The 23,980-nt window shown below is 48.9% G+C and carries 23 protein-coding genes; 9 read left to right on the forward strand and 14 right to left on the reverse strand.

What is annotated here, in order from left to right; translation table 11 throughout:
* Position 1: 1 nt before the first annotated feature.
* From atpF to mioC, 9 genes are all read right to left on the reverse strand, one after another.
* Positions 2-472 (reverse strand): F0F1 ATP synthase subunit B, encoded by a 471-nt coding sequence (gene atpF / locus L2725_RS21290; protein ID WP_115138908.1) that lies wholly within the window; start codon positions 470-472, stop codon positions 2-4.
* Positions 473-505: 33 nt separating this feature from the next.
* Positions 506-763 carry a F0F1 ATP synthase subunit C gene (gene atpE / locus L2725_RS21295; RefSeq protein ID WP_115138909.1) on the reverse strand — a complete coding sequence of 86 codons (258 nt, stop codon included), beginning with the start codon at positions 761-763 and terminating at the stop codon, positions 506-508.
* A gap of 48 nt (positions 764-811) precedes the next feature.
* Positions 812-1,585, reverse strand: a complete 774-nt coding sequence (gene atpB / locus L2725_RS21300) for a F0F1 ATP synthase subunit A (RefSeq protein WP_248937747.1) — start codon at positions 1,583-1,585, stop codon at positions 812-814.
* Positions 1,586-1,588: 3 nt separating this feature from the next.
* The gene (locus L2725_RS21305) at positions 1,589-1,978 is read right to left on the reverse strand and encodes an ATP synthase subunit I (protein WP_115138911.1); all 390 of its coding nucleotides are present in this window, start codon (positions 1,976-1,978) and stop codon (positions 1,589-1,591) included.
* 231 nt (positions 1,979-2,209) lie between these two features.
* A complete protein-coding gene (locus L2725_RS21310; RefSeq protein WP_115138912.1) occupies positions 2,210-3,103 on the reverse strand; it encodes a ParB/RepB/Spo0J family partition protein in 894 nt (297 codons plus the stop codon).
* Positions 3,104-3,112: 9 nt separating this feature from the next.
* Positions 3,113-3,901, reverse strand: coding sequence for an AAA family ATPase (locus L2725_RS21315; RefSeq protein ID WP_115138913.1), 789 nt, complete (start codon positions 3,899-3,901; stop codon positions 3,113-3,115).
* A gap of 106 nt (positions 3,902-4,007) precedes the next feature.
* Entirely contained in the window at positions 4,008-4,628 is a 621-nt protein-coding gene (rsmG, locus tag L2725_RS21320; protein ID WP_249250831.1) for a 16S rRNA (guanine(527)-N(7))-methyltransferase RsmG, read from the reverse strand.
* Between the two features lie 101 nt (positions 4,629-4,729).
* Entirely contained in the window at positions 4,730-6,619 is a 1,890-nt protein-coding gene (gene mnmG / locus L2725_RS21325) for a tRNA uridine-5-carboxymethylaminomethyl(34) synthesis enzyme MnmG (RefSeq protein WP_249250832.1), read from the reverse strand.
* 444 nt (positions 6,620-7,063) lie between these two features.
* Positions 7,064-7,504, reverse strand: coding sequence for an FMN-binding protein MioC (gene mioC / locus L2725_RS21330; RefSeq protein ID WP_249250833.1), 441 nt, complete (start codon positions 7,502-7,504; stop codon positions 7,064-7,066).
* 159 nt (positions 7,505-7,663) lie between these two features.
* On the opposite strand from mioC, the gene L2725_RS21335 reads away from it, so the two are divergent.
* Positions 7,664-10,090, forward strand: coding sequence for a helicase-related protein (locus tag L2725_RS21335; protein WP_249250834.1), 2,427 nt, complete (start codon positions 7,664-7,666; stop codon positions 10,088-10,090).
* 67 nt (positions 10,091-10,157) lie between these two features.
* Here L2725_RS21335 and L2725_RS21340 read toward each other — a convergent pair whose 3' ends face one another.
* Both L2725_RS21340 and L2725_RS21345 read right to left on the reverse strand, forming a co-directional pair.
* Positions 10,158-11,405, reverse strand: a complete 1,248-nt coding sequence (locus L2725_RS21340; protein ID WP_249250835.1) for a transglycosylase SLT domain-containing protein — start codon at positions 11,403-11,405, stop codon at positions 10,158-10,160.
* A 9-nt stretch (positions 11,406-11,414) separates the two neighbouring features.
* Positions 11,415-12,224 carry an ETEC_3214 domain-containing protein gene (locus tag L2725_RS21345; RefSeq protein ID WP_249250836.1) on the reverse strand — a complete coding sequence of 270 codons (810 nt, stop codon included), beginning with the start codon at positions 12,222-12,224 and terminating at the stop codon, positions 11,415-11,417.
* Between the two features lie 254 nt (positions 12,225-12,478).
* Here L2725_RS21345 and L2725_RS21350 point away from each other — a divergent pair, with 254 nt between their 5' ends.
* Genes L2725_RS21350 through L2725_RS21380 form a run of 7 tightly spaced genes read left to right on the forward strand, consistent with a single transcriptional unit; the run spans position 12,479 to position 19,223 of the window.
* Positions 12,479-13,207, forward strand: a complete 729-nt coding sequence (locus L2725_RS21350) for a hypothetical protein (protein ID WP_249250837.1) — start codon at positions 12,479-12,481, stop codon at positions 13,205-13,207.
* Positions 13,207-14,121: an LPP20 family lipoprotein gene (locus L2725_RS21355; RefSeq protein ID WP_249250838.1), complete on the forward strand. Its 915-nt coding sequence runs from the start codon at positions 13,207-13,209 to the stop codon at positions 14,119-14,121. Before L2725_RS21350 ends, L2725_RS21355 begins: the two co-directional genes overlap by 1 nt.
* Entirely contained in the window at positions 14,118-15,248 is a 1,131-nt protein-coding gene (locus L2725_RS21360) for a hypothetical protein (RefSeq protein ID WP_249250839.1), read from the forward strand. Before L2725_RS21355 ends, L2725_RS21360 begins: the two co-directional genes overlap by 4 nt.
* Positions 15,245-16,597: a hypothetical protein gene (locus L2725_RS21365; RefSeq protein ID WP_249250841.1), complete on the forward strand. Its 1,353-nt coding sequence runs from the start codon at positions 15,245-15,247 to the stop codon at positions 16,595-16,597. Before L2725_RS21360 ends, L2725_RS21365 begins: the two co-directional genes overlap by 4 nt.
* A 12-nt stretch (positions 16,598-16,609) precedes the next feature.
* Positions 16,610-17,893, forward strand: a complete 1,284-nt coding sequence (locus L2725_RS21370; RefSeq protein WP_249250842.1) for a hypothetical protein — start codon at positions 16,610-16,612, stop codon at positions 17,891-17,893.
* Entirely contained in the window at positions 17,894-18,610 is a 717-nt protein-coding gene (locus L2725_RS21375) for a hypothetical protein (protein ID WP_249250843.1), read from the forward strand.
* Positions 18,611-18,644: 34 nt separating this feature from the next.
* Entirely contained in the window at positions 18,645-19,223 is a 579-nt protein-coding gene (locus L2725_RS21380) for a hypothetical protein (protein WP_249250844.1), read from the forward strand.
* 33 nt (positions 19,224-19,256) lie between these two features.
* On the opposite strand, the gene fghA is transcribed toward L2725_RS21380, so the two are convergent.
* Positions 19,257-20,102, reverse strand: a complete 846-nt coding sequence (gene fghA / locus L2725_RS21385; protein ID WP_249250845.1) for an S-formylglutathione hydrolase — start codon at positions 20,100-20,102, stop codon at positions 19,257-19,259.
* Positions 20,103-20,124: 22 nt separating this feature from the next.
* On the reverse strand, positions 20,125-21,255 hold the full coding sequence (locus L2725_RS21390) for an S-(hydroxymethyl)glutathione dehydrogenase/class III alcohol dehydrogenase (RefSeq protein WP_115138919.1): 1,131 nt from the start codon (positions 21,253-21,255) through the stop codon (positions 20,125-20,127).
* 133 nt (positions 21,256-21,388) lie between these two features.
* On the opposite strand from L2725_RS21390, the gene L2725_RS21395 reads away from it, so the two are divergent.
* A complete protein-coding gene (locus L2725_RS21395) occupies positions 21,389-22,270 on the forward strand; it encodes a LysR family transcriptional regulator (RefSeq protein WP_249250846.1) in 882 nt (293 codons plus the stop codon).
* Between the two features lie 54 nt (positions 22,271-22,324).
* On the opposite strand, the gene L2725_RS21400 is transcribed toward L2725_RS21395, so the two are convergent.
* Positions 22,325-23,929, reverse strand: a complete 1,605-nt coding sequence (locus L2725_RS21400; protein ID WP_249250847.1) for a methyl-accepting chemotaxis protein — start codon at positions 23,927-23,929, stop codon at positions 22,325-22,327.
* Positions 23,930-23,980: the final 51 nt, after the last annotated feature.

A 23,980-nucleotide genomic window follows, 5' to 3' on the forward strand; every position in this document is an offset into this window, starting at 1 on the left:
ATCAAATTTCAGCGACGAGTTTATTAACGATATCGCTGTGGGCGGCTTCATCAATCGAACGCTCGAGGATCTTCTCAGCACCGGTTAGGGCGAGAGCAGCAACCTGCTTACGCAGTTCCTCTTTCACGCGATTACGCTCAGCTTCAATTTCTGCTTTACCCTGAGCGATGATTTTCGCACGCTCAGCGTCTGCCTCTGCTTTGGCTTCGTCAACGATTTGATTTTTGCGCTTATTAGCAGCTTCGATAATTTCGTTGGCAGCGGCCTTGGCATCTTTGAGTTGCTCGGTCGCTTTGGACTGAGCCAGCTCCAGGTCTTTAGCAGCGCGGTCAGCGTCCGCCAGACCGTCAGCGATCTTCTTTTGGCGCGCTTCAATAGCGTTAATGAGCGGTGGCCACACGAACTTCATGCAGAACCACACAAACAACATAAACGATATCAACTGGCCTAATAAGGTAGCGTTAATGCTCATAACGACACACCTCCTCTATTCGGGAAAACCGGATTAGCCTACCAACTGACCAACGAATGGGTTCGCGAATACGAAGAACAGTGCCACACCAACTGCGATCATAGAAATCGCATCGAGCAGACCAGCAACGATGAACATTTTAGTTTGCAGAGCAGGAGCCAGTTCAGGCTGACGAGCAGAAGCTTCCAGGAACTTACCACCCAGGATAGCAAAGCCGATAGCAGTACCCAGAGCAGCCAGGCCAATCATCAAAGCAACAGCAATAGCGGTAAAGCTGATTACAGTTTCCATTATTCTCTCCGTAAAAAATAAGCTAACAAATTTAAAGCTGAAAAATTATTAGTGATCTTCATGTGCCATGCTGAGGTAAACCACAGTCAGCATCATGAAAATAAACGCCTGCAATACGATGACCAGGATGTGGAAAATAGCCCAAGGCACGGACAGTGCAAATTGGCTCCACCAAGGCATCAATGCAATCAGAATAAAGATCAACTCCCCTGCATACAGGTTACCAAACAGACGCAGTGCCAAAGAGATTGGCTTTGCAATCAAAGTCACAGTTTCCAGAACCAGGTTCACAGGAATCAGTGCCCAATGATTGAACGGCTGCAGTGTCAGTTCCTTAACGAAACCAGACACGCCCTTGACCTTAATGCTGTAGTAAACAATCAACAGGAACACGCCGATGGATAGACCAAAGGTAATGTTCAAATCGGTTGTTGGTACAATCTTGAGGTAAGGAACGCCCATGAGGTAGGCGGCATGAGGAATAAAGTCAACAGGAACCAAGTCCATCAAGTTCATCAAGAAAACCCAGACGAAGATGGTCAGGGCAAGCGGTGCGATAACAGGGTTGCGACCGTGGAAAGAGTCACGAACGATGCCATCAATAAATTCCACCATCATTTCAACAAAACATTGAAACTTAGTTGGAACGCCTGCTGTTGCCTTTTTGCCTGCTCTGTAGAATAACCACAGGAACAAGCCTCCCAAGCCAACTGAGAACAGGAGTGAGTCGACGTGCCAAGTCCAGAATCCTTCACCCACTGCCAAGTTGGTCAGGTGATGCTGGATATAACTGGAAGCAGTTAATTCACCTTCAGCAGCCATTTTTCATCCCGTTTTTTTGTTGAAAAGGAAAGGTGCTATCCAATGCACTGCTAAGGCCAAAGTGTAGGTGGTAAACAAAGGCGCGAAATCTACCTTGAAGCCCGCGAACACAATACAAAACAATGCTATTGTTAACAGCAACTTAATCGCCTCCCCCCAGTAGAAAGTCTTTATAACCTTCCCTGATTGACTTGCTCCCATATGGGAAAAAGCGAGGGTGGCGAACACGAAATTGGGAAGCACTGCAATAACCATCCCGGCTAAAGCAGAAAGACCATGCTGTACTCCCCAAAGCACGAAGAAGAGAACCGAAGCCCCCCCGGCTACCGCCGCCTGCATCAACACCAATTTGTATGCTGACCACCGGCCACGACGCGCCAAAATCTTACTCAACTTCTCATCTCCGCAATTTGCCTTTTGTTTATTGGTTTAGATGACCGGATGTCGAAAATACGGTCAAAGTCAAGGTACAAAAAGCTTGCGAAAGTATACCGTTTCAAGCCTTAGATGCAACTTCGACATAAGTAAAAACGGCACTTTAAACGTGATGGAGCGCCAAACTTTAGAAAATCCAACCTTAACAAAGGTCACAAAATTACATAAAGGTGTTTTAACCTATGAAATTTAATGAATTTTGCTAAGAATTCCGTCCAGTTCAGCGAGATTTTGGAAGTTAATTACGACTTTTCCACGACCTTTTTGGTTATGATTGATGGAAACTTTAGCACCCAGTCGCTCAATTAACTGGGTCTCCAAACGGCTTACATCGGGATCTTTAACTGTTTTTTCGGCGACTTCAGCAGGATTTAGTGTCTTATTCACTAATCGTTCGGTATCACGAACTGTAAGTTCTTTAGAAGCGACCAATCTTGCCAGCTCAGTTTGCTGATCACCGTCGATTCCGAGCAACGCACGAGCGTGTCCCATATCGATATCGCCATTTTCCAACATGCGTTTCACCGGTTCATTGAGACTGTTCAAACGCAATAGGTTAGTGACCGTGGTACGGGATTTTCCCACAGCTGCAGCCACCTGTTGGTGAGTCAGTTCAAACTCTTCGATTAAACGGTTCAGGGCGATAGCCTCTTCCATGGCGTTAAGATCTTCACGCTGGATGTTTTCAATCAGCGCTATGGCCACAGCAGACTCATCAGGCACGTCTTTTATCAGACATGGCACCTTATCCAGCCCCGCCAGCTGAGAAGCACGCCAGCGACGCTCACCGGCAATGATTTCAAATTCAGTGGCCGATACAGGGCGTACCACGATAGGCTGGATAATCCCCTGCACCCGAATAGATTCAGCCAGCTCTTCCAGTGCCTCTGGAGACATATCTTTACGGGGCTGGTATTTCCCCGGACGCAAAAGATCCAGATCCAACTGTCGTAGCTCACCGTTTTCATCCGACCCAGGCTTCACATCGGCCTGAGTCTGGGTTTCCAGCTTCTTGCTGGCCGCATGACTGGTACTCAGCAGAGCATCCAGGCCCTTACCCAGTCCACGTTTTTTCATTGTCATGATTATTCCTTAAGCCTGCATTGCCTGCTGTTGCTGCTCTGAACGACGAATAATTTCCCCGGCAAGCGCCAGGTAGGCCTTGGCTCCAGCGCTGGACTTGTCGTAATACATGGCAGGCGCACCAAAGCTTGGTGCTTCAGCAAGACGAATATTGCGGGGGATAACAGTGCGGTATACCTTGTCGCCAAAGTGCTGCTTGAGCTGTTCGGAAACATCGTTGGCCAGGCGGTTACGGGGATCGTACATGGTGCGCAGAATCCCTTCGATCGCCAGCGTCGGATTAACCATGGCAGCCAGCTTGCCTATGGTATCAAGCAGGGCTGTCAGCCCCTCCAGTGCGTAGTATTCGCACTGCATGGGTACCAAAACTGAGTCAGCTGCAGACATGGCGTTCACAGTCAGCATGTTCAGTGAAGGCGGGCAGTCGATAAAGATAAAATCATACTCGTCCCTTACGGCCGCCAGTGCATTGCGCAGGCGGACTTCCCGGGCGAAAAATTCCATCAGTTTGATTTCGGCAGCGGTCACATCGCCATTACCGGCGATCAGATCATATTTGCCTGAAGTGTTGCGGATGACTACGTCATCGAAAGGTTTTTCCTCAACCAACAACTCATAAGCTGTGTTTTCAACTTCATATTTGTCGACGCCACTGCCCATGGTCGCGTTGCCCTGAGGATCCAGATCAATCAGCAATACCTTGCGCTTGGTCGCCGCCAATGATGCGGCCAAATTTACACATGTAGTTGTTTTTCCGACGCCTCCCTTCTGGTTGGCTACGGCAATTACCTTACCCACAATGTCACCCTGTCAGTCATTGCTTGCCCGAATAGTCCCTTGGGTACAAGTTGCTTGATGTGTGCACAGATTGCAACTTGTACAGGCTTGTTTGGCAAACAAGTTATTATTCTTTCACTATTTTCAGCAGATGCCGCTGTTCATCCAGCGCGGGAACCTGCAAAGCGATTGTGTCTTTTAATTCAAAGCCGGCGGGTATACTGGCCATCTCGTCATCCGCCAACTGACCTTTGAGAGCATAGAATACTCCATTTTCAGCTGGCAAATGGTGACACCAGTTGAGCATATCGTCGACGGAGGCAAAAGCCCGGCTCAATACACCATCAAATCCCTGCTCCGGCTGATAGGCTTCAACCCGGCTTTCAGTTGGCACTATGTTGTCCAGACCCAGCTCAAACTGTACCTGTTTCTGAAAGCGGATACGCTTTCCAAGGCTGTCCAATAACACAAAGGTTTTATCCGGGTTCAAAATCGCCAATGGGATCCCAGGCAAGCCAGGTCCGGTGCCAACATCAATAAATCGATCGCCCTGAAGATGAGGCGATACCACCAGAGAATCCAAAATGTGGCGAACCAGCATCTGCTCTGGATCCCGCACTGAGGTCAGGTTATAGGCTTTATTCCATTTGTTAAGCAGGGCAACAAAGTCCAGAAGTTGCTGTTTTTGCTTGTCCGTGGCCTGGATATTGGCTTCGGCCAGATAAGCATCGAGTTGAGCTGCTAGCACAGGGAGTCCCCTTTAAAAATCGCGACAAATATTATGTATCTGGAGATAAACAAAGGGAAGCGTATCGCTTCCCTTGTAAGGTATCAGCTGCAGTCTACAGCTCAGGCGCTTTTACGCAGCAGACCACGCTTTTTCAAATGCACCAGCAAAATGGAGATGGCAGCTGGCGTAACGCCTGAAATCCGGGAAGCCTGACCTATGGTCTCTGGCTTGTGAGAGTTCAGCTTGGCAGTCACTTCGTTGGACAGTCCAGGAACTTCAGCATAATCAAGATCCATCGGCAAACGGGTATTCTCATTGCGCTGATGTTTGTTGATCTCATCCTGCTGACGCTGGATATAGCCCGCGTATTTCACCTGGATTTGAACCTGCTCAGCAGCATAAGGATCTTCCAGGCCTGGACCAAAACCTTCAATGCCAACCAGTTTCTGGTAATCCATTTCCGGACGACGCAACAGATCTTCAAATGAAGCTTCGCGGGAAATTGGTGTATTCAGATGTGGATTCAGATGCTCAACCAAAGGTGAATTCACATGTACCCACTGACTACGCAAGCGCTGAAGTTCCTGTTCAATGGAATCCCGCTTCTCATTGAACTTCGCCCAACGGTGATCATCAATCAGACCCAATTCACGACCTTTTTCGGTCAAACGCAGATCGGCATTGTCTTCACGCAGCAGCAGACGGTATTCGGCGCGGCTGGTGAACATACGGTAGGGCTCTTTGGTACCCAGAGTCGACAGATCATCAACCAGTACGCCCAGATACGCTTCATCACGGCGAGGAGCCCAGGACTCTTTGCCCTGAACCTGAAGTGCCGCGTTGGTACCGGCCAGCAGCCCCTGAGCACCGGCTTCTTCATAACCTGTGGTGCCGTTGATCTGACCAGCGAAGAACAAGCCATCAATGGTCTTGGTTTCCAGAGAGTTTTTCAGATCTCTTGGATCGAAGTAATCATATTCGATCGCGTAACCCGGACGGATGATCTCAGCGTTTTCCATCCCTTTGATAGAGCGAACCAGGTTCAGCTGTACGTCAAATGGCAGACTGGTGGAGATGCCATTTGGATAGATTTCTGTGGTTGTCAGGCCTTCAGGTTCGATAAAGATCTGGTGTGAACTCTTATCGGCAAAACGGTGGATCTTGTCTTCAATACTTGGGCAGTAACGTGGACCAATTCCCTCAATCACACCTGAGTACATAGGACTTCTGTCCAAACCACCACGAATAATATCGTGAGTGCGCTCATTGGTATGGGTGATAAAACAGGAGATCTGTTGTGGATGCTGGTTAACATTACCGATGAAAGACATTACCGGCAGGGGATCATCACCTTTCTGCTCAATCATCTGAGAGAAATCAATGGTTCTGGCATCGATACGTGGAGGAGTACCAGTCTTCAGGCGACCAACACGAATAGGCAGCTCACGCAGACGCTGTGCCAGTGCCATAGCAGGCTGATCACCGGCGCGACCGCCACCATAGTTTTCCAGACCAATATGAATACGGCCACCCAGGAAAGTACCAGTTGTCAGGACCACTGCAGGAGCTTCAAATGCCAGTCCCATCTGAGTGATAGCACCGATCACCTTGCCATTTTCAACCACAAGATCATCAACTGCTTGCTGGAAGATCTTCAGGTTTGGCTGGTTCTGCAGGATCGTCAGGATCGCCTGTTTATACAGAGCGCGATCTGCCTGAGCACGGGTAGCGCGCACAGCAGGACCTTTGGATGAGTTCAGAGTACGGAACTGAATGCCTGACAAGTCTGTTGCGGTAGCCATAGCACCACCCAGAGCATCGATCTCTTTAACCAGATGGCCTTTGCCGATCCCACCAATAGCCGGATTACAGGACATTTGTCCCAGCGTATCTACGTTGTGAGTCAACAGCAGGGTTTTACAACCCATTCGAGCAGAGGCCAATGCGGCTTCAGTTCCGGCATGACCACCACCTACAACAATTACATCAAACCGTTCATGAAAATGCATGACACTGCCTTCGATTACATAAGAGGAAATTCACAGAGCAGAATATTTTACCACCTGGCTGAGCCAAGGTGAATGATCTATTTAGATTGAACGGATCGTCATGGATCGGCTTTATAGATCTTAAGATCTTTATATAGATCTTCTTACTATGTTTACTATTAGGATCGACAAGATCTGTGCAAAACGCTAAAAGTCCTTTTAAACCAATAGTTAGTGAATTTCTGATCCTGTGATCTGTGGGCGATCTAACGCAAAATAAGGTGGGGATAGATCGCGTGGTTATCCACAGGGTGGATCTTTGGTCAGTTGAGGTGTTAATTAGTTCAACGGTAGATCAGATCTAAATAATACCTTATCCACAAATTTATTATTTTGGATCGTAATCTGTGGATAAGGATGATCTATTCTGTGTGCAATAGAGGCTTTAGTCTGAATGACAGGATCTCACACCTGGTTTTGCCAATCAGATAACCAAGACAGGGCGGGCTCTTCAGGGACAGGATTCTGTTGAACATCGATCTGGATCTTATTCACAATGGCTTTGGCGCCAAGCTGTTCCATCTGCTCCACCAGCTGCTCAGGGCCCTGACAAAAAGTGTCATAGCTTGAGTCGCCGATTGCACATAAAGCGTACTTCACCTCTGTCAGATCCGGTTTTTGAGATTGGATCTGTGCCAGTAAAGGTTGAATATTGTCAGGTAGATCTCCAGCCCCATGGGTTGAAGATACCAGCAGCCAAATAGCCTTTGGATCCAACTGGTCCAGATCCGGTGACAGATGAATTCTGGTTTCATGTCCTGCCTGTTCCAGCTGGGCCTCAAGTTCATCTGCAACATACTCACTACCACCCAGAGTGGTGCCAACTAAAATCTCAAACGTGCTCATTTTGTTTCCTGTGTTACCTGGATTAATGGCCAACATCTTAGCCGAACTGCCCCGCCATCCATAATGGGGAATTTAGGTCGGGGTTATCCCTGAGGGCGGATGCACCTGAGCCTGAGTCGGGGTACACTTTGGCGATATCCTGGCTGTTTATTTAAATCAATGACTTCCGATTTTCATCTACCTATAGATGCCATCAAAGCTGAGTTTGAAACTCAGATAGAAGAACACCATATGGTGATTCAATCAGATACAGGTTCAGGGAAATCTACCCGATTACCTTTATGGGCGGCTGATGGTGGCAATCGTCGTGTGCTGGTGGTTGAACCCCGGCGGGTGGCCTGTGTGGCATTGGCTGACTTTCTTGGCAGTGATGAGATATGTCACCAACACGGGCTGAATGTCGGCTATGCCATCAGGTTTGAAAATCAGGTTACCCAGGACACTCAACTGGCATTTGTGACTCCCGGAATCGCGCTAAACTGGTTCGCTGAGAACGGATTGGAAGATTTTGATCTGGTGATCATTGATGAGTTTCATGAACGGCGCTGGGACACAGATCTTTTGTTGGCGCTGCTAAGGCGCCAGAGCCAGCACAGGTTATTGCTGACATCAGCCACGATAGATGGTGAACGATTGGCGCAATACCTGGGCCACAGTACCTATTTATTGCAGACCCAGGGTAAAAGGTTCCATGTGGAACTTCGCTATTTGGCCAACGACAGTCAGCAACTGCCTGATGCCAGAGACTTGCCACTGAGGGTGCGCAGCGCGGTAGAGTCTGTGATCCCAGACCTGGATGGGGATATTTTGGTGTTTCTGCCGGGTAAGGGGGAGATCTGCAAATGTGCGCAGCTACTCGGTGATCTGCCACTGACCTGTATGCAGCTCCATGGTGGCTCAGATATAGATACCCAGCGGCAGGTACTGGCCAGCGGCCAGGGCCCCAGAGTGATCCTGGCGACCAATGTTGCAGAAACCTCGCTGACTATTCCTGGTGTCACTGTGGTGATCGACTCAGGTCTGGAGCGCAGAACCCACCAGCGAAATGGCAGAACAGTGCTGTCTCTGGCCCGGATTTCCCGGGACTCAGCTGATCAACGTCTGGGTCGGGCCGGTCGTGTCAGAGAGGGAATATGCATTCGGTTGTGGGGGCAACATGCGCCACTGGAAGCAAGAACGCCAGCTGAACTGCTACGGGAAGAGTTGACCGAACCTATGTTGGCCGCAGCTGCCTGCGGTAAACCGCTGCAGCAACTTGAGTTTGTTGATGAGCTGAAAGAAAAAGCGCTGGCTGAAGCGAGCAGCAGACTTGAGACAATTGCTGCCATAGATGCTGGTGGAAAGATTACCGAGCACGGCCGGGCCCTGTTTCCACTGCCTATTGATACTCAATTTGCTCACCTTATCAGTGCTATGGAAGATGATGTCAGCAAAGGCATTATGGTGGACCTGTGCGCTGCCATGAGCCTGGGCAGAAGGTTGTGGCAGACACCGTCATCAGTGGATGGCCTCAGAGAGTTGGCAGTATGGGAACCTCTGGGGTGCGACGCTATGGCGATGATCAAATTGCTTCGCCAATCACTGCCTGAATTTCTCAATATTGATCTTCAGTTGCGCCGGGAGATCCGTCAGCTGGCCAATCAGATCCGCACGGTTGTTAACCTGCCACCGATGGAAACAGGGATCCCTGATGAAAAAGCCAGACAGACCTGGCTCTGTCAGGTGATAAAAGCCCTGCCGGAATTGACCTATGTGCAGCGTCAAACCCGCGATAACGCCTATGGAAATGGTCGTAATGAGGTTCAGGTGAGTCGGGAAGGCCGCTTTGCGGTGCTGGATGACAACCGTAAGGTTTATCCTGAAGCCGCAGTTGTGTTGGATCAGTTCTCACTGCCAGGCAGAGGTGTCAGACAAACCCTGAATATGGGTACCTGTATGGTGCCTGTCAGCTGGAGGTTGATAGCCGGGATTGAGCTTGGCAGTGAGCGTGTGGCACAGGAGCAACCTCATCCTGATAAAGGCTGCCTGATGGAGCGTATCTATGGCGGACGGGTTATCGCCAGCTACTATGCGCGGGTATCGGGTGCTCTGGCTGTTAAAGCGGCAGCACAGGCCATTATAAAAGGAGAGGTGATGCCAGGGCTGGCGGAAAAGCTGGCAGATGATCTCCAGGCCAGCGCTATCTGGCTGGCTTTACCCAGTGCCACGAGGAGCGAACTGTTGGCGGGCATGCCTGATCAACAGGGTGATACATTGCCTGCATCTGATCTTGAAACTTACCTGGTAAACAAGCTTCAGGATCTTGGCGTTGTCGAATTGGACGACCTTGGTTTGCTTGAATGGGAAGATCTGGAATTTGAGTGTATCCCGGACTGGTGTCGACAGAAGTTTGATGAACTGTATCCCAGAGCCCTGGTGTTGCCTGAATTGAAGCTCAGAGTTGAATATGATGTCCGGGCAAAAAAGATTGAAATGACTTATCAGGACGGCGCACGCAAGACCGACCCCAAACGCTGGGAACTCCCCAGATGGCAGGGATGGAGGATTCAGTATCGCAAAGCCAGCCGGGTAGTTGATATTAAATAGCGCGCCAGGGCACAACAAAGCCCGGAAACGACCGGGCTTTTCTGCTTTTGCAGGAAGTTTACTGCAGTCAGAGTTTCATACTTTCCAGCTCTGTCAGATACTGATCGTTTAGCTTTTTGACCTTTTTCAGATACTTTTTGGTTTCATCATAGGGCAGGTTGCTGATCAGCCTGATGTAAACCTCATCACTGCTCATGCTATTGATCAGTGGGACCGCTTTGCCAATGTTGCGACTTCTGTCGGCATTGAATGCCCGGGCAACGTTACCAGCACCTGTATTGTATGCCGCGATAGTGCAATATTTTCTGCTGACAGGATCTTCGATTTTTTTCAAATAGCGCTCAGACAGAATAGAGAGGTAGCTGGAGCCGTACAGTATGTTGGTTTCCGGCTGATAAAGCTCTGATGCTGAAGGAGCCTGCTCCTTCTTCAATATCTTGGTTGCCACATCCAGACCGGCAGAGTTGGGAACAATCTGCATCAGGCCAAATGCCGGTATATGGGATTTGGCTTTGGGATTAAAAGATGATTCGGCATGGGAGATTGCCAACAGTAATGCCAGGTCATTGTTGGATTCTTCTGCTGCCTGTTGATAGTGACCTATGAAAGGTGAGATTTTTCGGTACAGATAATTGCCCGGTAACTTTACCTGGTAGGAACGAATATTTTTGTATCTGGGGTCTTTTCTGGCGGTTTGCAGCTGTTGATCCAATACTTCCACCCGGGCCTGGGTTTCCTGTTTGACCTCAGCCAGACGTTGCCGTTTTTGTTCTTCACTCAATCTGGCGTTGGCATCCACGGCACTCATCATCTTCTCTGATTGTTCGCTAATCTGCTGAACCAGTTGTTGACGTGAATCTTCGATAGACTGGGGAGTAATTTCAGGTATCTGAGTGGCCAATTGTTGCTGTAGTACATCTGACGACAGGTCTATTTGTCCCATAAGATCCGCCGCCAGTCTGTCTTCCACCAGCCTGGCGGCTGTGAGTGCGGCGCCGGAATTATCACTCAGAGTCTCAATGGTCAGGGTTTGATCTGCTTCGTTGAGGATTAAGCGGGTCTGTTGGTCATCTGTATAGATCACCTCTGCCTCCGTTGAGCTCTGCACCGGGATGGCCCAGTTTTTCAACAGGCTGGCCCGGAACTTATCGTACTCATCGAGATAAGACTTTCTGAATTTTTGATACTCAGTTTGCCTGACATCAAGAAACTGCTGTTTTTGACTCTGGTACTGTTTTTTGAACTCTTCAAATGAGTCAGAAGCGGTTACCTGATTTGATAAAGCTGTTATCAATATAATTAAAATAATGCGCATCTCTCATCCTTAAAAGTAAGCATTAAACTCATATTTGGTAAGCAGGGCATCAGCGGTGAAGTGAGGTTCAAGTTCAGATATTGAATAAAATGATGCGGTAGTTTGTGTTAGTCTGTTTATTATTGGCTCAAACTTTTCGTTATCATCTACAACTAACGCATTATCTAATTGGTTAAGTAATTCCTTGTTTGCTGCTTGTTGAGACTGATATCCCGTATAGCCTACAGACAGATATAAGTGCATACCACTGGCGCCCAGCTGCTTACTCTTCATAAAGTAAGCAATGTTATGATTATCAAAAAAGAAGTCATTTTGATGACCAATAGCCTTTTCAATCGAATCGACTTTTAGTTGAGTATTTGTAAAGGGTATTAATGGAGTAAAGTCTGAAAGATAGTCTTTATTATGTTCAAGACTATGAACGACTATACCTGATACCCGTTCCTTTTTGCTGATTATAGTGAGCAGGTACTTATTGTCTTTGTAGTATCTGTACTCTATATCACTGTCTATGTCTGAGGTCTTGATGACCTGAGGCATGCCCACCTGCCTCTCTGCAAAAGCCAGGTAGTTACCTATGTCCAGTTTACTTAGGGTGCTTTCTTCAACCTTATGAGTGAAGTTTGCTATAACACCCTGATAAACCTCCAGGATAAGTTGCTTACTGTCAGACCAGTTACCTAGCCCTATAAGTAAAAAGACTACAAACAGTATTCCTGACATTATTTTTTTAAAGATACTGGTGTTGGCATCATTTGCTTCATCATGATTAACATCACCTGTTATCACACCAGCAAGAAACTTCTTTACCGTAGGCATAGCTTTATCAATCCATTAATACGTTATGCTTATTTTAATTCAGGTTTATAAAATTTCGTTGTTTTAAAATCAAGAGGTATAACCCTGAGTCAGCAATCTATAAACCATTTCATACTTTCTCTGTATATGGATGAATATATTTTTGTACTAATTTTCTTTTTCAATAGGGATATATAGGTAAAGTTATTATTCACTTAAAATGTGTTTATTAGCTATGCCTTAATTAAGTTTTGAAACTGTTAAGGAAGACTTCTGTGAAAAAGTATATTGCTGTCTGTATTCTGGCTGCCACGCTTTCAAGTGGTTGTATGTCCACATCTGAAAATGCGGCAACCATGGATCGCGCTGCTGCTGCGACTGATCTGATATCCAGAATGGATGAGGTGGGTTATGCCAAAGTCGCCCATGTCCCAGGTGTAGACCAACTGCTGCATTCGGCTTCTTCAATTCTGGAAAGACAGAGAAGTGTCATTGAAATGTATCAGGCACAATCTACCAACCACAGAGATGTGCAGGCGTTTCTCTATGCCAATAAAGACCTTGAGCCACTGGCGCTGGAACAGGCCATTGTTGAATTCGATGCCGGTGCTTTGAATGATGAAGAGAAAATTGGCCCCAAAATCCAGGTATATCGCGCTGCCAGTGAGCAGATATTTGAAGAAAATGTGGAATTGGCTGTTGAGCTCACCGTACAACTTGGTATATCTGCGGCCATTCTGGCTCAGAATGGCGAAGCCGTTACCGATGCTATCAGTATCAAAGCTGCAGATTACGGCGTAAATATGCTGACATCTTCAATCTTCGGTTCCGACGATCAGGCCGATGAAGATAAAGAAACTGAGCATACTCACATGGGTTTGGCATTATTGGCAGCCAAAGATCGGCTGGAACTGGCCTATGAAGCCAATGAATTGATCGACCTGGAATTGGACACCATCAAGGCTGTTGAAGCATTGCAATTGGAACTGGAAGCCAGAAGATAATGAAGTTTATCTGGTTGCTGGCATTACTGCTGATAAGTGGTAAAGCCTTCGCCTGGCCAGACTGGGTGTTGCAGCCTGCACAAAATGAGCAACAGCTTGTTGGTGTGGGTATAGGGCAAACCCGGGTTGAAGCCAAAGAGCTGGCAATGGCGGAGATAGTCACTCAACTCAGTGTCAGGGTAGAGACAGAGCAAAGTCAGTTACTGGCCAAATCCGGAGATCAAAGCCGGCAGGAGTTCCGTCAGCAAACCCGCCTTAGCTCCCTGCCTTTCGAACTCTTTGGTGTACAGGAGATCAATTCGGCTCAACAGGAGCAGCAAGTTGCTGTGATGTTGGCTGTCGACAAATCGGCAATGGCGATAACCCTGGCCGATCAGGTAGAGGCCTTGTTGGACAGTTACTCCCAAATGTCAGGCGATCCTGTCAAAGGCTTTGTTGCAGCAGTTAAGCAGATGGGGTTGATTCCCCTTGGCCGAAATTATCTGGCAGCCATGCGTGGCTTGGGTTATCCCAATGAGGCGCAGGAACTGAGGCATAAAGCGCTCAGTGAGGAGATTCTGGCAGCCAAATCCCGGGTTAGTGTCGAAGTCATTGGCTCAAAGCAGCATCAGCAAATTTACTCCTATCTTGCGACCGGTTTTACAGCCTCGGCCAATGCCGAAACCAGGCTTTGGTTGAGGCCTGAGCTCAAATGGCGAACCGCCAAACAGGCCGGGCGAGTTGTCGCCAGAGCTGATTTACAGCTCAGTTATCAATATCCCCAATCTCCTTTTACCGTTGTTCACCGTCAGAGCCTCAGTGCCGATGGTGTGGCATTCAGTCAGGCTCAGGCAAAAGAGCAAGCTCTGAATGCCATCATAGAGCAACTGAAGCAACCTCCCTCTGAGTGGAACACAGGAAGTGACACACTATGAATAAACTCAAATCTTTTTCTTGTTCTCTGCTGGCAATAGCTGTGCTGGCAGGTTGTCAAAGTACAAAGCCAGCATCACAAACCAATAAAGCTAAAGTCAGTAATCGGGCTTCCAGTGCCATTGTGGCCAAAAGTGCTTATGACTTCTCAGATGATGATATCCGCATGCCCGCCTATTTCGATACTCAGGGACTGGATCTTTGTACCTTTGAGCCAGGCAATGAACATCCGGATTGCCCTTTGAAAAAGCCAATAGTGCGGATGTACTTCGATGGTGCAGAGGTGGGGGGCGAAGGTCAGGGGGTGAATGCCCTGCGCGCCTATGAAGATAAAGATCTGCTGCTGATGCTGGAGAACCAGTTTGCCGGTATTAATCGATTCCGCATTGTGACTCAGGATGATGATCTCATTGCTATTGAGAATACGATTGCCTCAGCGCAACAGGGAGCAGGCTATGTGATAGATCAGCGTCGCAAACAGCAGGTGCTTAAACCTGATTATCTGGTGAAACTGGATTCTCTGCGTACGGTTAAAAATGAAGGCAGCATTACAGGTTGGATGGATTACACCCTGGAGTTGACCACTGCAGTGCTGAACCCTTTTACCCGGGAGAAAATGTCACATCCCAATCTGGGCAAAATCCGCGTGAAATCTGAAGACGTGCGTGACCGCAGTGAACTTAAATTTGTGATGGCCAGTAACCGCTATGTAAGTGGTTTCAGGTACTTCGATTCAGCCCATGTGAACGCGGTTATCAATGATATGGCCTCACGGGGTATAGATATTTTGCTGACCCGCATGCTTAGCGAGATGCCAGCAACGACTCAGGTGCTGGGGATTAAGGGGAATAAGCTCAGCCTGGATCGGGGACAGAATGCCGGGGTTATGCCCAATGAAACCATGATTGTATTCAGCTATGAAGCTGGCTTTGTGGAGCCTTTGGGGGTTGCCCATGTGATGCCTTCAAAGAATCATGCCACAGGTGAAATAGTTCGCTGGAAAGATACAGATATTGCAGACGCCATCAAGGCCAAAGCGGAGGCCGGTATCTACCGTCCCGGTAATGGGGTCAAGATCTTCGCCGTATCTGTTGGCACGCCTGCAGACTTCCTGGAGAACCGTACATGAAACCCTGGTGGGCAGTGGCATTATGCCTGCCTTTGTCTGCAATGGCCGGGGTGGTGGTAAACAGTCAGGGGCAACTTGAAGTTGAAGCCTGCGCCTATGGACGCGGTCAGGTCGCTATTGCCGGAGCCAGGGATATGGCTGCAGCTGAACTGGCAGAGTTTGTACGGGGGGCCAAAGTGCTGGAGCAGGTGTCGGGAGCTGAATACCTGAGTGAGGCCGACAGAGAGTTTTATCGCAGTGAACGACAGGTGTTGTTGCAGGGATTGAGTGCCGGCGCCATTCCTTTGAGTATCGGGTCTCCCCGTATTCAGGGGGGAGAGACCTGTGTGCCCGTTTATATGGCACTGGAACATGCCAGTGACGGCGAGCTTGTCTGGGATGATGAGTCTCCCACTGCGACAGTCACTGTGATGGGGGAAGGTTGGCCAGCCAGAGGTAGGTCTGCGATGCAGAATGCTGAGCAGGATGCTTTTGCCCGCGCCGTTTCCCAAGTTGCCGGAGTCTGGCTTAACCAGCAACGCAGCCATTCATCTATGTTGGCGATGAGCATTCAGGATGAGCGGGAGTCCAATAGCTTAAACGAGATGGTTGGTCAGCAATTGCAAAGTCGTACATCCGGCATTATCTCCGAATGGCAGTTGTTGGCTTCAGAACCTCTGTCCAACAATGGCGTCAGAGTCACCATTATGGCTGTCGTGGATAAAACGCCTCTGGCTGCCGGTATTCAGGATCTTCTGTCCAGCGTTGGTTCTCCCCGTATTGCACTTGTCGCTGATGGACGGTTGAAAGAGGAGATTGGAACCTGGCTCACCGGGCAGGGTATAGAGGTCTCTGACAGGGCCCCATTGGTACTGGAAACCCGCTCCGAACTGATTCCACATGGCAATAATGTCAGCCTGCATATCTCACTGCATCTGAGGGACTATACCGGCAATATCTATGGTCGCTGGGAAAATGAACCTCACCTGATGACACTGCCCAATAAGCATGGGGTTGAGTCCAGGCTCACCCAGGCACATCTCTCCTCTGAAGCCAATTTGGAGTCCCTTGCGGCCGCGTTGCAAAGCGCATTTGAGCGGGTTGTGGCGCAGGGAGGCATTATGCGGCAGCTGAGAATTCCCAGGGATATCCTGTCACAGCCCCAACAATTGCAGGGGCTGTTGAATGCTCTGGCTGGTGTAAAAGGTGCCAGTGTGCAGTTGGGAGATGCGGAAGTCGTGGCTAATATGAGGTATTCAGGCTCCTCAAGTGACCTTGCCAGTCAGGTGCATCATATGTTGCTGGCAGCTGCGACTGGGCCTCTCCCGGAAATTGAGATCAGGGACGATTACATTCTTTTCTATCGTTAAAGGATTAACACTATGAAATTTCGCTTACTGGCACTGTGCACGTCACTGGCATTTCCCGTGGCTGCGGAAGATTTTGATTTAACCGATCTGTTGCCCGCCAGACCCGGTGACAAAGTTCAATCCAGCGATGTGATGGTGAAAGGGGATGCTGTCGCTGCGGCTGATGATAATGCGGCGGTGCAAACCGCCCACCAGCTGCTCATGGAAGATGATGGTGATGGAATCAAGATGATTCAGGTAGGTAGTGGTACTGGCATTCTGTCTATGGGAAGTGCCAGTTACACCAGCTATGACAATCTCAATGCCACCTTGCTGTCGAAGCGAGGAGCCTATAACCAGGCTTATCTGATTGCCAAGAAACAGCTGGTGGAGAATATGAAAGGGGTTGAGCTTGCCTGTGCCAATCTGGCCTCAGTCAGCATGGATGTAATTGATACTGGCGTAGAGGGCGTGGCCAATACCTCGACGAACTTCAGCGAGGGCTGTAAGGAGTCTGTGTCCGGGTCATTGGCGGGCTTCGTGACCTTTGATGTTTATGACGACCCTGATTCCAAAGAGGTCAGAGTCAGCTTGATTTCCACTCCGAAAACCCGTGCGCAGATACGCCGCAATATGGGGTGTCTGGCGGTCACTACCGACCCCAATTCAATTTTTTCTCAGGTGGTAAAAGATATCAAACAGGGAGTGTTACCGCCCGTTGGTGCCAAGGTGCTGACCCATGCCGAAACAGGTGAAACTGTGGTGCTGGGATTTGGCAGCGCCATCATACGCCAGAATAAAAATAGTGCGGTGCAGAAAAAGCTAAAAGGGGCGGCCAAGAGCCAGTCCCAAACTCGTGCCAGATCTGCATTGTTGGCGACCCTGCAGGGGGAATCTGTTTATTGGCAGGGTAGTTTTGATGAGAAGCAGATGGAGTCGACAGAGCAGCTCCGTTACACAGACCCCTATTTGCAGGACCCTCAGCGGGTAGAGGTATTGGAAGAGGAGCGGCAGATATTTATCAATACCCTGAAAACATCAGATGAGTACTCCACGTTGACCAAGGGCAAACTGCCAGCTGGAGTTAACAGTAAGAACTTTACAAGTGAAGATGGTTACTGGCAGTACACAGTTGCTGTTTATGCTCCCAGTTTGGAGGCAGAAGCCAGAAAGGCCGCCAAGCAGATGGCGGGTAAAGGTCAGCCTATGTCAGGTAAGTCCAGTGGTAGATCAATCCTGGCTGTCGGTGGCGCCAATGATAATGCTGCCAACCCTAAAGGTGCATCTGGCAAAGTGTCCCAGGAAGAGGGGCTGTAATTGAATCTGCAGATCCTGTTGCTGCTTAGTCAGAGTCTGGCGGCTGCATTCAACCCTGAGTCTGCGATCCGTGAGCAGAGCGCATCATTTCAATATGAAGCGTCAGCTGACATAGCTAGGGTGTCCAGCAAAATTCATGTGTCGGATTCAGTTTTGCTTGGTGCTTGTCGCAGGGCCTTGCTGTTGCCCCACAAGAAAAAGAATCATCAGGCGCTGCAAACCCTGACCGGATTGACCTTGCCTGAGCAGCCCGGGTATTTCCAGGCGGATGTGAGCTCTTTTCAACTTGAGCGGCAGCAGGATTGGATTTACTGCACAGGACAGGTTGCATTAGCACCCGAAGCGCAGAATCTGGCAGGTTTGGCGATGGCACAAGCTTGGTCTGCACTGTCTGCAAAACGGCATGAGCTGTTGCGGCCACTGCTTAAATTTACTCTGGATCAGGAGGCGACATACAACGACAGCCTGATATTGATAGCCATATCTGCCGGAGGTACCAAAGGTGTGGAACAACTGAAACAGCACTTACTGGAACCAGAGTTTTTGCTGGATGTCAGTCGATTCAAAGGGGCTGAATTTCTGCAGGATGCCGGAGAGTTTGAGTTGGCTCTCGGCCTGCTAGAGCCCTGTCGCCGCACCTACTGCTATTCACAATATCTGGAGCTGGATGAGCACTGGCAGCAGGCTTCTGCAGACAATCTTAAAAGCTATTTTTAACTATGGAAAAAAGATAATTAAAGGGATTATTTAGATGAAAAAGATACTCTTGTTGGCAGCAATATTTGGATTGGCAGGTTGTAATAGCACTTCAAAAACTCAATCTGAGCCACTGGCTGAGAATGATGCCATCCCGGATTGGGTGTTGATGCCAGTGTCAGAAAGGGGATTGGCATCTTCTTCCTGCGTCGCATGGTCAGGCAATATGACGGTAGATCGCGCTCAGGCTATCGCTGCTGCCAGGGCTGATTTGACTCAACAGATCAAAGTGAAATCCAGCGTAATGGATAAGCTCTATAGCCGCAAAACTCAGGCTGATGGTCAGAGTAATTCAGGTGGCAGTTTCGAACAGGTGAGCAAGCAAGTGGCAGAACAGAGTCTGGCCGGAGCCAAGGCAACCAAGGTGGCATTTGCCAGGCTGGACAATCAAAAACAACTGTGTGCGTTGGTGGTGATGGAAAACACCAAGGAGACTTTCGACAATCTGGTTCAGGCTTCCGGACGTCAGCTGGACCCAACCTCTGAAGCTGCATTGTATGAAGAGTTCAGGGCTCAAAAGGCGATGGAAAGCCTGGAAGCTGAGCTGGAAAAGCTGAATAAAAAGTCGCTGTAATAAAAAAGGCCTGACAATGTCAGGCCTTTTTCGTTATTGCTCGCTGAGATGCCGGGCGTGGAATCTCAGGTGGTCCTCAATAAAGCTGGCGATAAAGTAATAGCTGTGGTCATAGCCGGGCTGCATACGGATAGTGACCGGATACTTGGTGTCGGCGGCCACCTTTGCCAGATTTTCTGTCTTGAGTTGTTCTGAGAGGAAGTTATCTTCCAGTCCCTGATCAACCAGAACAGGCATAGGTAATCTGCTTTCTTTCATCAGTTCAACGGCATCATATTGACGCCACAGACCTCTGTCTTCACCCAGATAGTGACTGAATGCCTTCTGTCCCCATGGCGCGTTAACCGGGTTACAGATAGGACTGAAAGCTGATGCCGAACAGTAGCGCTCCGGTTCACGCAGCGCTATTGTCAGCGCGCCGTGGCCACCCATGGAGTGTCCTGCAATACTGCGCAGATCAGACACTGGAAAGTGAGTTTCCACAATTGCCGGCAGTTCATTTACCACATAGTCATACATGCGATAATGGCGATTCCAGGGCGCCTGTGTGGCGTTCACATAAAATCCTGCTCCCAGGCCCAGGTCATATTCACCATTGGGATCATCAGCCACACCTTCTCCCCTTGGACTGGTGTCCGGTGCAACGATAGCGATACCCAATTTGGCGGCCAGTCTCTGTGCTCCGGCTTTCTGCATAAAGTTTTCATCTGTGCAGGTCAGGCCTGACAGCCAGTAAAGCACCGGAACCTTATGACTGGCAGCCTGAGGAGGCAGGTAGATTGCGAACCTCATGCTACAGTTCAGTACTTTTGATTCGTGGGTGTACTGTTTATGCCAGCCATCGAAGCTCTTATTGGCACTTACCAGAAATAACGACATGCAAATCTCCCGGCCTACTCTGTTACTTATCCATATGAATCACGGTACGGATGCTTTCACCCTTGTGCATGAGTTCAAATGATTCGTTAATACCTTCCAGGCCCATAGTGTGGGTAATAAAGTCATCCAGCTTGAATTCGCCCGCCATGTAACGGTCAACGATTTCAGGCAGTTCTGAACGTCCCTTAACACCACCGAAAGCACTGCCACGCCATACACGTCCGGTTACCAGTTGGAATGGACGGGTAGAGATCTCCTGGCCTGCACCAGCAACACCAATGATCACTGACTCACCCCAACCCTTATGACAACACTCAAGGGCGCTGCGCATCACGTTGACATTACCGATGCATTCGAAAGAGAAGTCCACGCCACCATCAGTCATCTCAACGATCACTTCCTGGATTGGCTTGTCAAACTTGCTTGGGTTGATCAGATCTGTAGCACCCAACTTTCTGGCCAATTCAAATTTGGACTCGTTGATATCCACGCCGATAATACGGCTGGCACCTGCCATGGTGGCACCGATAATGGCTGACAGACCAATGCCACCCAGACCGAAAATAGCAACGGTATCACCAGGCTGTACTTTGGCGGTTTTCAGCACGGCACCCATACCTGTGGTGACACCACAACCCAACAAACACACCTCTTCAAGTGGTGCTTCAGGGTTAACCTTGGCCAGAGAGATCTCAGGCAGGACTGTGTATTCAGAGAAAGTGGAGCAACCCATGTAGTGGAAGATAGGTTCACCATCTTTGTAGAAGCGGGAAGTACCATCCGGCATCAAGCCCTTACCCTGGGTTTCACGGATCTTCTGACACAGGTTGGTTTTACCTGACTTACAGAACTTACACTCACCACATTCAGGGGTATAAAGCGGAATAACATGGTCACCAACGGCAACACTGGTTACACCTTCACCTACCATCTCTACAATACCGCCGCCTTCATGGCCGAGAATGGCAGGAAATACACCCTCAGGGTCATCGCCTGACAGTGTGAAGGCATCGGTATGACAAACACCGGTAGCAACGATTCGAACCAGTACTTCCCCGGCTTTTGGCAGCATTACATCAACCTCTTCTACTGACAGAGGTTGGCCTGGGCCCCAAGCAATGGCGGCTTTGGATTTGATAAATTGGGCTGACATAGAAACTCCAGAAAGTGATTGCATAGACACACCAATCATTTGGTGGACGCAATAAGCAGAACAGACATTGTAATTAGCATTTGCGAAGAGATAATCTACTTAGAACGCAAATAACTTTTACCCGGTAGCAACAATGATGAAGTGGGAAGGTGTCACTGAGTTTGTTTATGTAGTGGACGCTGGAAGTTTTACCTCTGCAGCCAAACAGTTGGGAATATCTACAGCTCAGGTAAGCAGGCAGGTTAATGAGTTGGAGAACCGCCTGAATACGAAATTGCTGTACCGAACAACCCGAAAAATCTCACTTACTGAAGAGGGACGTATCTTCTATCAGCACTGTCGTCAGGTGCTGGATGGGCTGGAAGATGCTGAGCGGGCCATCTCTAATTTACATATGTCACCCCAGGGCATTCTTAAGATGACGGCACCGGTGATTTTTGGTGATCAATATGTGATGCCTGTGGTACTGGATTATATGCAGCAGTATCCGGAAGTGGAGATCATCTGCGAATTGACCAACCAGCCTCTGGATCTGGTTCATGGCGGCTATGATTTGGCTATCCGCCTTGGCCATCTTAAAGACTCTTCTATGATGGCCCGGCTGCTGACCAACCGAACTTTGCATGTATGTGCATCTCCTGAATATCTCAGTCGCCACGGTGCGCCCCATACGCCTAATGAACTGGCACAACACAATTGCCTGGTGGGTAATAACAGCCACTGGCGTTTCATGGAGGAGGGCAAACAAAGGGGATTACGGGTTAAAGGTACCCTGAACTGTGGCAGTGGCAGTGTGCTGGTTGAAGCAGCTATAAGAGGGCTGGGGATTGTCCAGCTACCTGGATATTACGTGGATGCAGCGATAGCGGATGGTCGTTTGATTCCTTTGCTACAGGCTTATCAGGAGCCGAAAGAGGGGATTTGGGCTCTGTATCCCCATAACCGACATCAGTCCCTCAAAGTGAAGTTGCTGGTGGATATGTTGGCAACACAACTGCTGAGTATCAGCCAATAACTGAAATAAAAAACGGCCACAACAAGTGGCCGTTTTTATTTTTGATGACCGAATTCAGGCCTGGAACTGGCCCATCTGCTGTTGCAGTTCGGTGGAGCTGCTCGCCAGTTGTTTACTCTGGTTGGCCAAGGTAGATGCGGTGTTATTCAGGCTGGTGGCACTAGCATGGACAGTATCCACATTCTGGTTAATCTCTCCCGCGACCACTCCTTGCTCTTCCGCAGCAGTTGCGATTTGAGCAACGTTCTCATTGGCCTGTACCAACTGAGCCGCCATTTCTGCCAGCAGTTTTTGAATTCTGCTGGTAGCCTCTGCGCTCTCGGCGGCCTGATTTTGACAAGAGGTCATCGCCTGGGTTGTGCTCTGGGAAGCGCCGATCAGACGGTTAATGGTTTCACTGATCTCTGTGGTGGATTCCTGAGTGCGACTGGCCAAAGTACGAACTTCATCTGCAACTACGGCAAACCCTCTGCCCTGTTCGCCAGCGCGTGCGGCTTCAATGGCGGCGTTCAGCGCCAACAGATTGGTTTGTTCAGAGATAGATTGAATGATGTTAACCACATCCTGAATGCCGGATACACCACTTTGCAGTTCGCCTACCTGCTCATTGGTACTGGTCACCTTATGCACCAGATCTTCCATTTTCTGTTGGGTTCTATCCATTTCCGACCGGCACTGTGTGGCGTGACTGGCCGCTTCGTTAGTGCTGGTACTGGTGGTTTCGGCATTCTCAGCAATATTGTTGATCGTAGAGCTCATCTGATTCATGGCGGATACCACCTGATCCAATTGTGTTAACTGGTTTTGAGCATCCTGAGCAGTGTTATTACTGATAGTGGAAATCTGACTGGCCAACTCATTGGATTGGTTAGAAGATTGTTTTGCTGATCCGACCGCTGACTGCAGCGCTGACAGAGTGCTGTTCAGGGTTGCACTCAGGGAAGCGATTTCGTCCTTTCCCTTATCGTCGAACCTTACCGTGAGATCGCCCTGGGAAACCTTATTCAGCTTCTCACTCATCTCGTTGACCGGTTTAGTGATACTGCGTCCAATGGCGTTACTGATAAGCAAGAGGACTGTGGCTGCGATAATGGTTTCTATAAGAGAGATAAAAGCATCCTGATAGAAGGCATTATCAATGTCCTGCAGTAGAGTGCCGGTACCGATAACCCAATCCCATTGAGGAAAGCTGGTGACATAGGAGAGTTTGTGGGAGGAATCGCCATTACTCTTTTCCCAGTAGTACTCTACAAAGCCTTTGCCCTGATTACGGGCGACATTGGTCATGTCCAGAAACAGGGCATTGCCTTCGATATCTTTCTGGCCAGAGACCAGAGTGCCGTTTAAGTTTGTTTGCTCAGGGTGCATCAACATCCGGGTATCTTTTGATAACACCCAGAAGTAGTTTTCACCACTGAACCTGAGCTCAGAGAGGGTTTGCAGGGCTTTTTGTTGAGCCTGTTCACCGTCTTCCTGGGCATATTTCTCGACCAGTTTGTAGACTGTGTCTATTTGCGCCGACAACTGATTCCGACGTTCTTCATACGCCATGGAACGTTTGTCCAGTACCGCATAAACTGAGACCGCAATCAGAATCAATACTGAAGTCACTTCCACCAATAACTGCTTCTGGCGGATATTCAATTGCCTTAGGTTCATTACTCACACTCCCTTTAACACTGTCTAAATAGCTTAGTAGACTGCTCGGGT

The sequence above is a fragment of the Shewanella corallii genome (genome assembly GCF_023349125.1).
Lineage (GTDB): Bacteria > Pseudomonadota > Gammaproteobacteria > Enterobacterales > Shewanellaceae > Shewanella > Shewanella corallii.

Bases quoted from the DNA above. Each gene is read 5' to 3' on its own strand.
- atpB (WP_248937747.1), bottom strand. From the start codon at position 1,585: ATGGCTGCTGAAGGTGAATTAACTGCTTCCAGTTATATCCAGCATCAC.
- L2725_RS21355 (WP_249250838.1), top strand. From the start codon at position 13,207: ATGAAGTTTATCTGGTTGCTGGCATTACTGCTGATAAGTGGTAAAGCC.
- L2725_RS21365 (WP_249250841.1), top strand. From the start codon at position 15,245: ATGAAACCCTGGTGGGCAGTGGCATTATGCCTGCCTTTGTCTGCAATG.
- L2725_RS21360 (WP_249250839.1), top strand. From the start codon at position 14,118: ATGAATAAACTCAAATCTTTTTCTTGTTCTCTGCTGGCAATAGCTGTG.
- atpF (WP_115138908.1), bottom strand. From the start codon at position 472: ATGAGCATTAACGCTACCTTATTAGGCCAGTTGATATCGTTTATGTTG.
- L2725_RS21340 (WP_249250835.1), bottom strand. From the start codon at position 11,405: ATGCGCATTATTTTAATTATATTGATAACAGCTTTATCAAATCAGGTA.
- atpE (WP_115138909.1), bottom strand. From the start codon at position 763: ATGGAAACTGTAATCAGCTTTACCGCTATTGCTGTTGCTTTGATGATT.
- L2725_RS21390 (WP_115138919.1), bottom strand. From the start codon at position 21,255: ATGTCAGCCCAATTTATCAAATCCAAAGCCGCCATTGCTTGGGGCCCA.
- L2725_RS21370 (WP_249250842.1), top strand. From the start codon at position 16,610: ATGAAATTTCGCTTACTGGCACTGTGCACGTCACTGGCATTTCCCGTG.
- L2725_RS21335 (WP_249250834.1), top strand. From the start codon at position 7,664: ATGACTTCCGATTTTCATCTACCTATAGATGCCATCAAAGCTGAGTTT.
- L2725_RS21380 (WP_249250844.1), top strand. From the start codon at position 18,645: ATGAAAAAGATACTCTTGTTGGCAGCAATATTTGGATTGGCAGGTTGT.
- fghA (WP_249250845.1), bottom strand. From the start codon at position 20,102: ATGTCGTTATTTCTGGTAAGTGCCAATAAGAGCTTCGATGGCTGGCAT.
- L2725_RS21310 (WP_115138912.1), bottom strand. From the start codon at position 3,103: ATGACAATGAAAAAACGTGGACTGGGTAAGGGCCTGGATGCTCTGCTG.
- L2725_RS21395 (WP_249250846.1), top strand. From the start codon at position 21,389: ATGATGAAGTGGGAAGGTGTCACTGAGTTTGTTTATGTAGTGGACGCT.
- mioC (WP_249250833.1), bottom strand. From the start codon at position 7,504: ATGAGCACGTTTGAGATTTTAGTTGGCACCACTCTGGGTGGTAGTGAG.
- mnmG (WP_249250832.1), bottom strand. From the start codon at position 6,619: ATGCATTTTCATGAACGGTTTGATGTAATTGTTGTAGGTGGTGGTCAT.
- L2725_RS21400 (WP_249250847.1), bottom strand. From the start codon at position 23,929: ATGAACCTAAGGCAATTGAATATCCGCCAGAAGCAGTTATTGGTGGAA.
- L2725_RS21345 (WP_249250836.1), bottom strand. From the start codon at position 12,224: ATGCCTACGGTAAAGAAGTTTCTTGCTGGTGTGATAACAGGTGATGTT.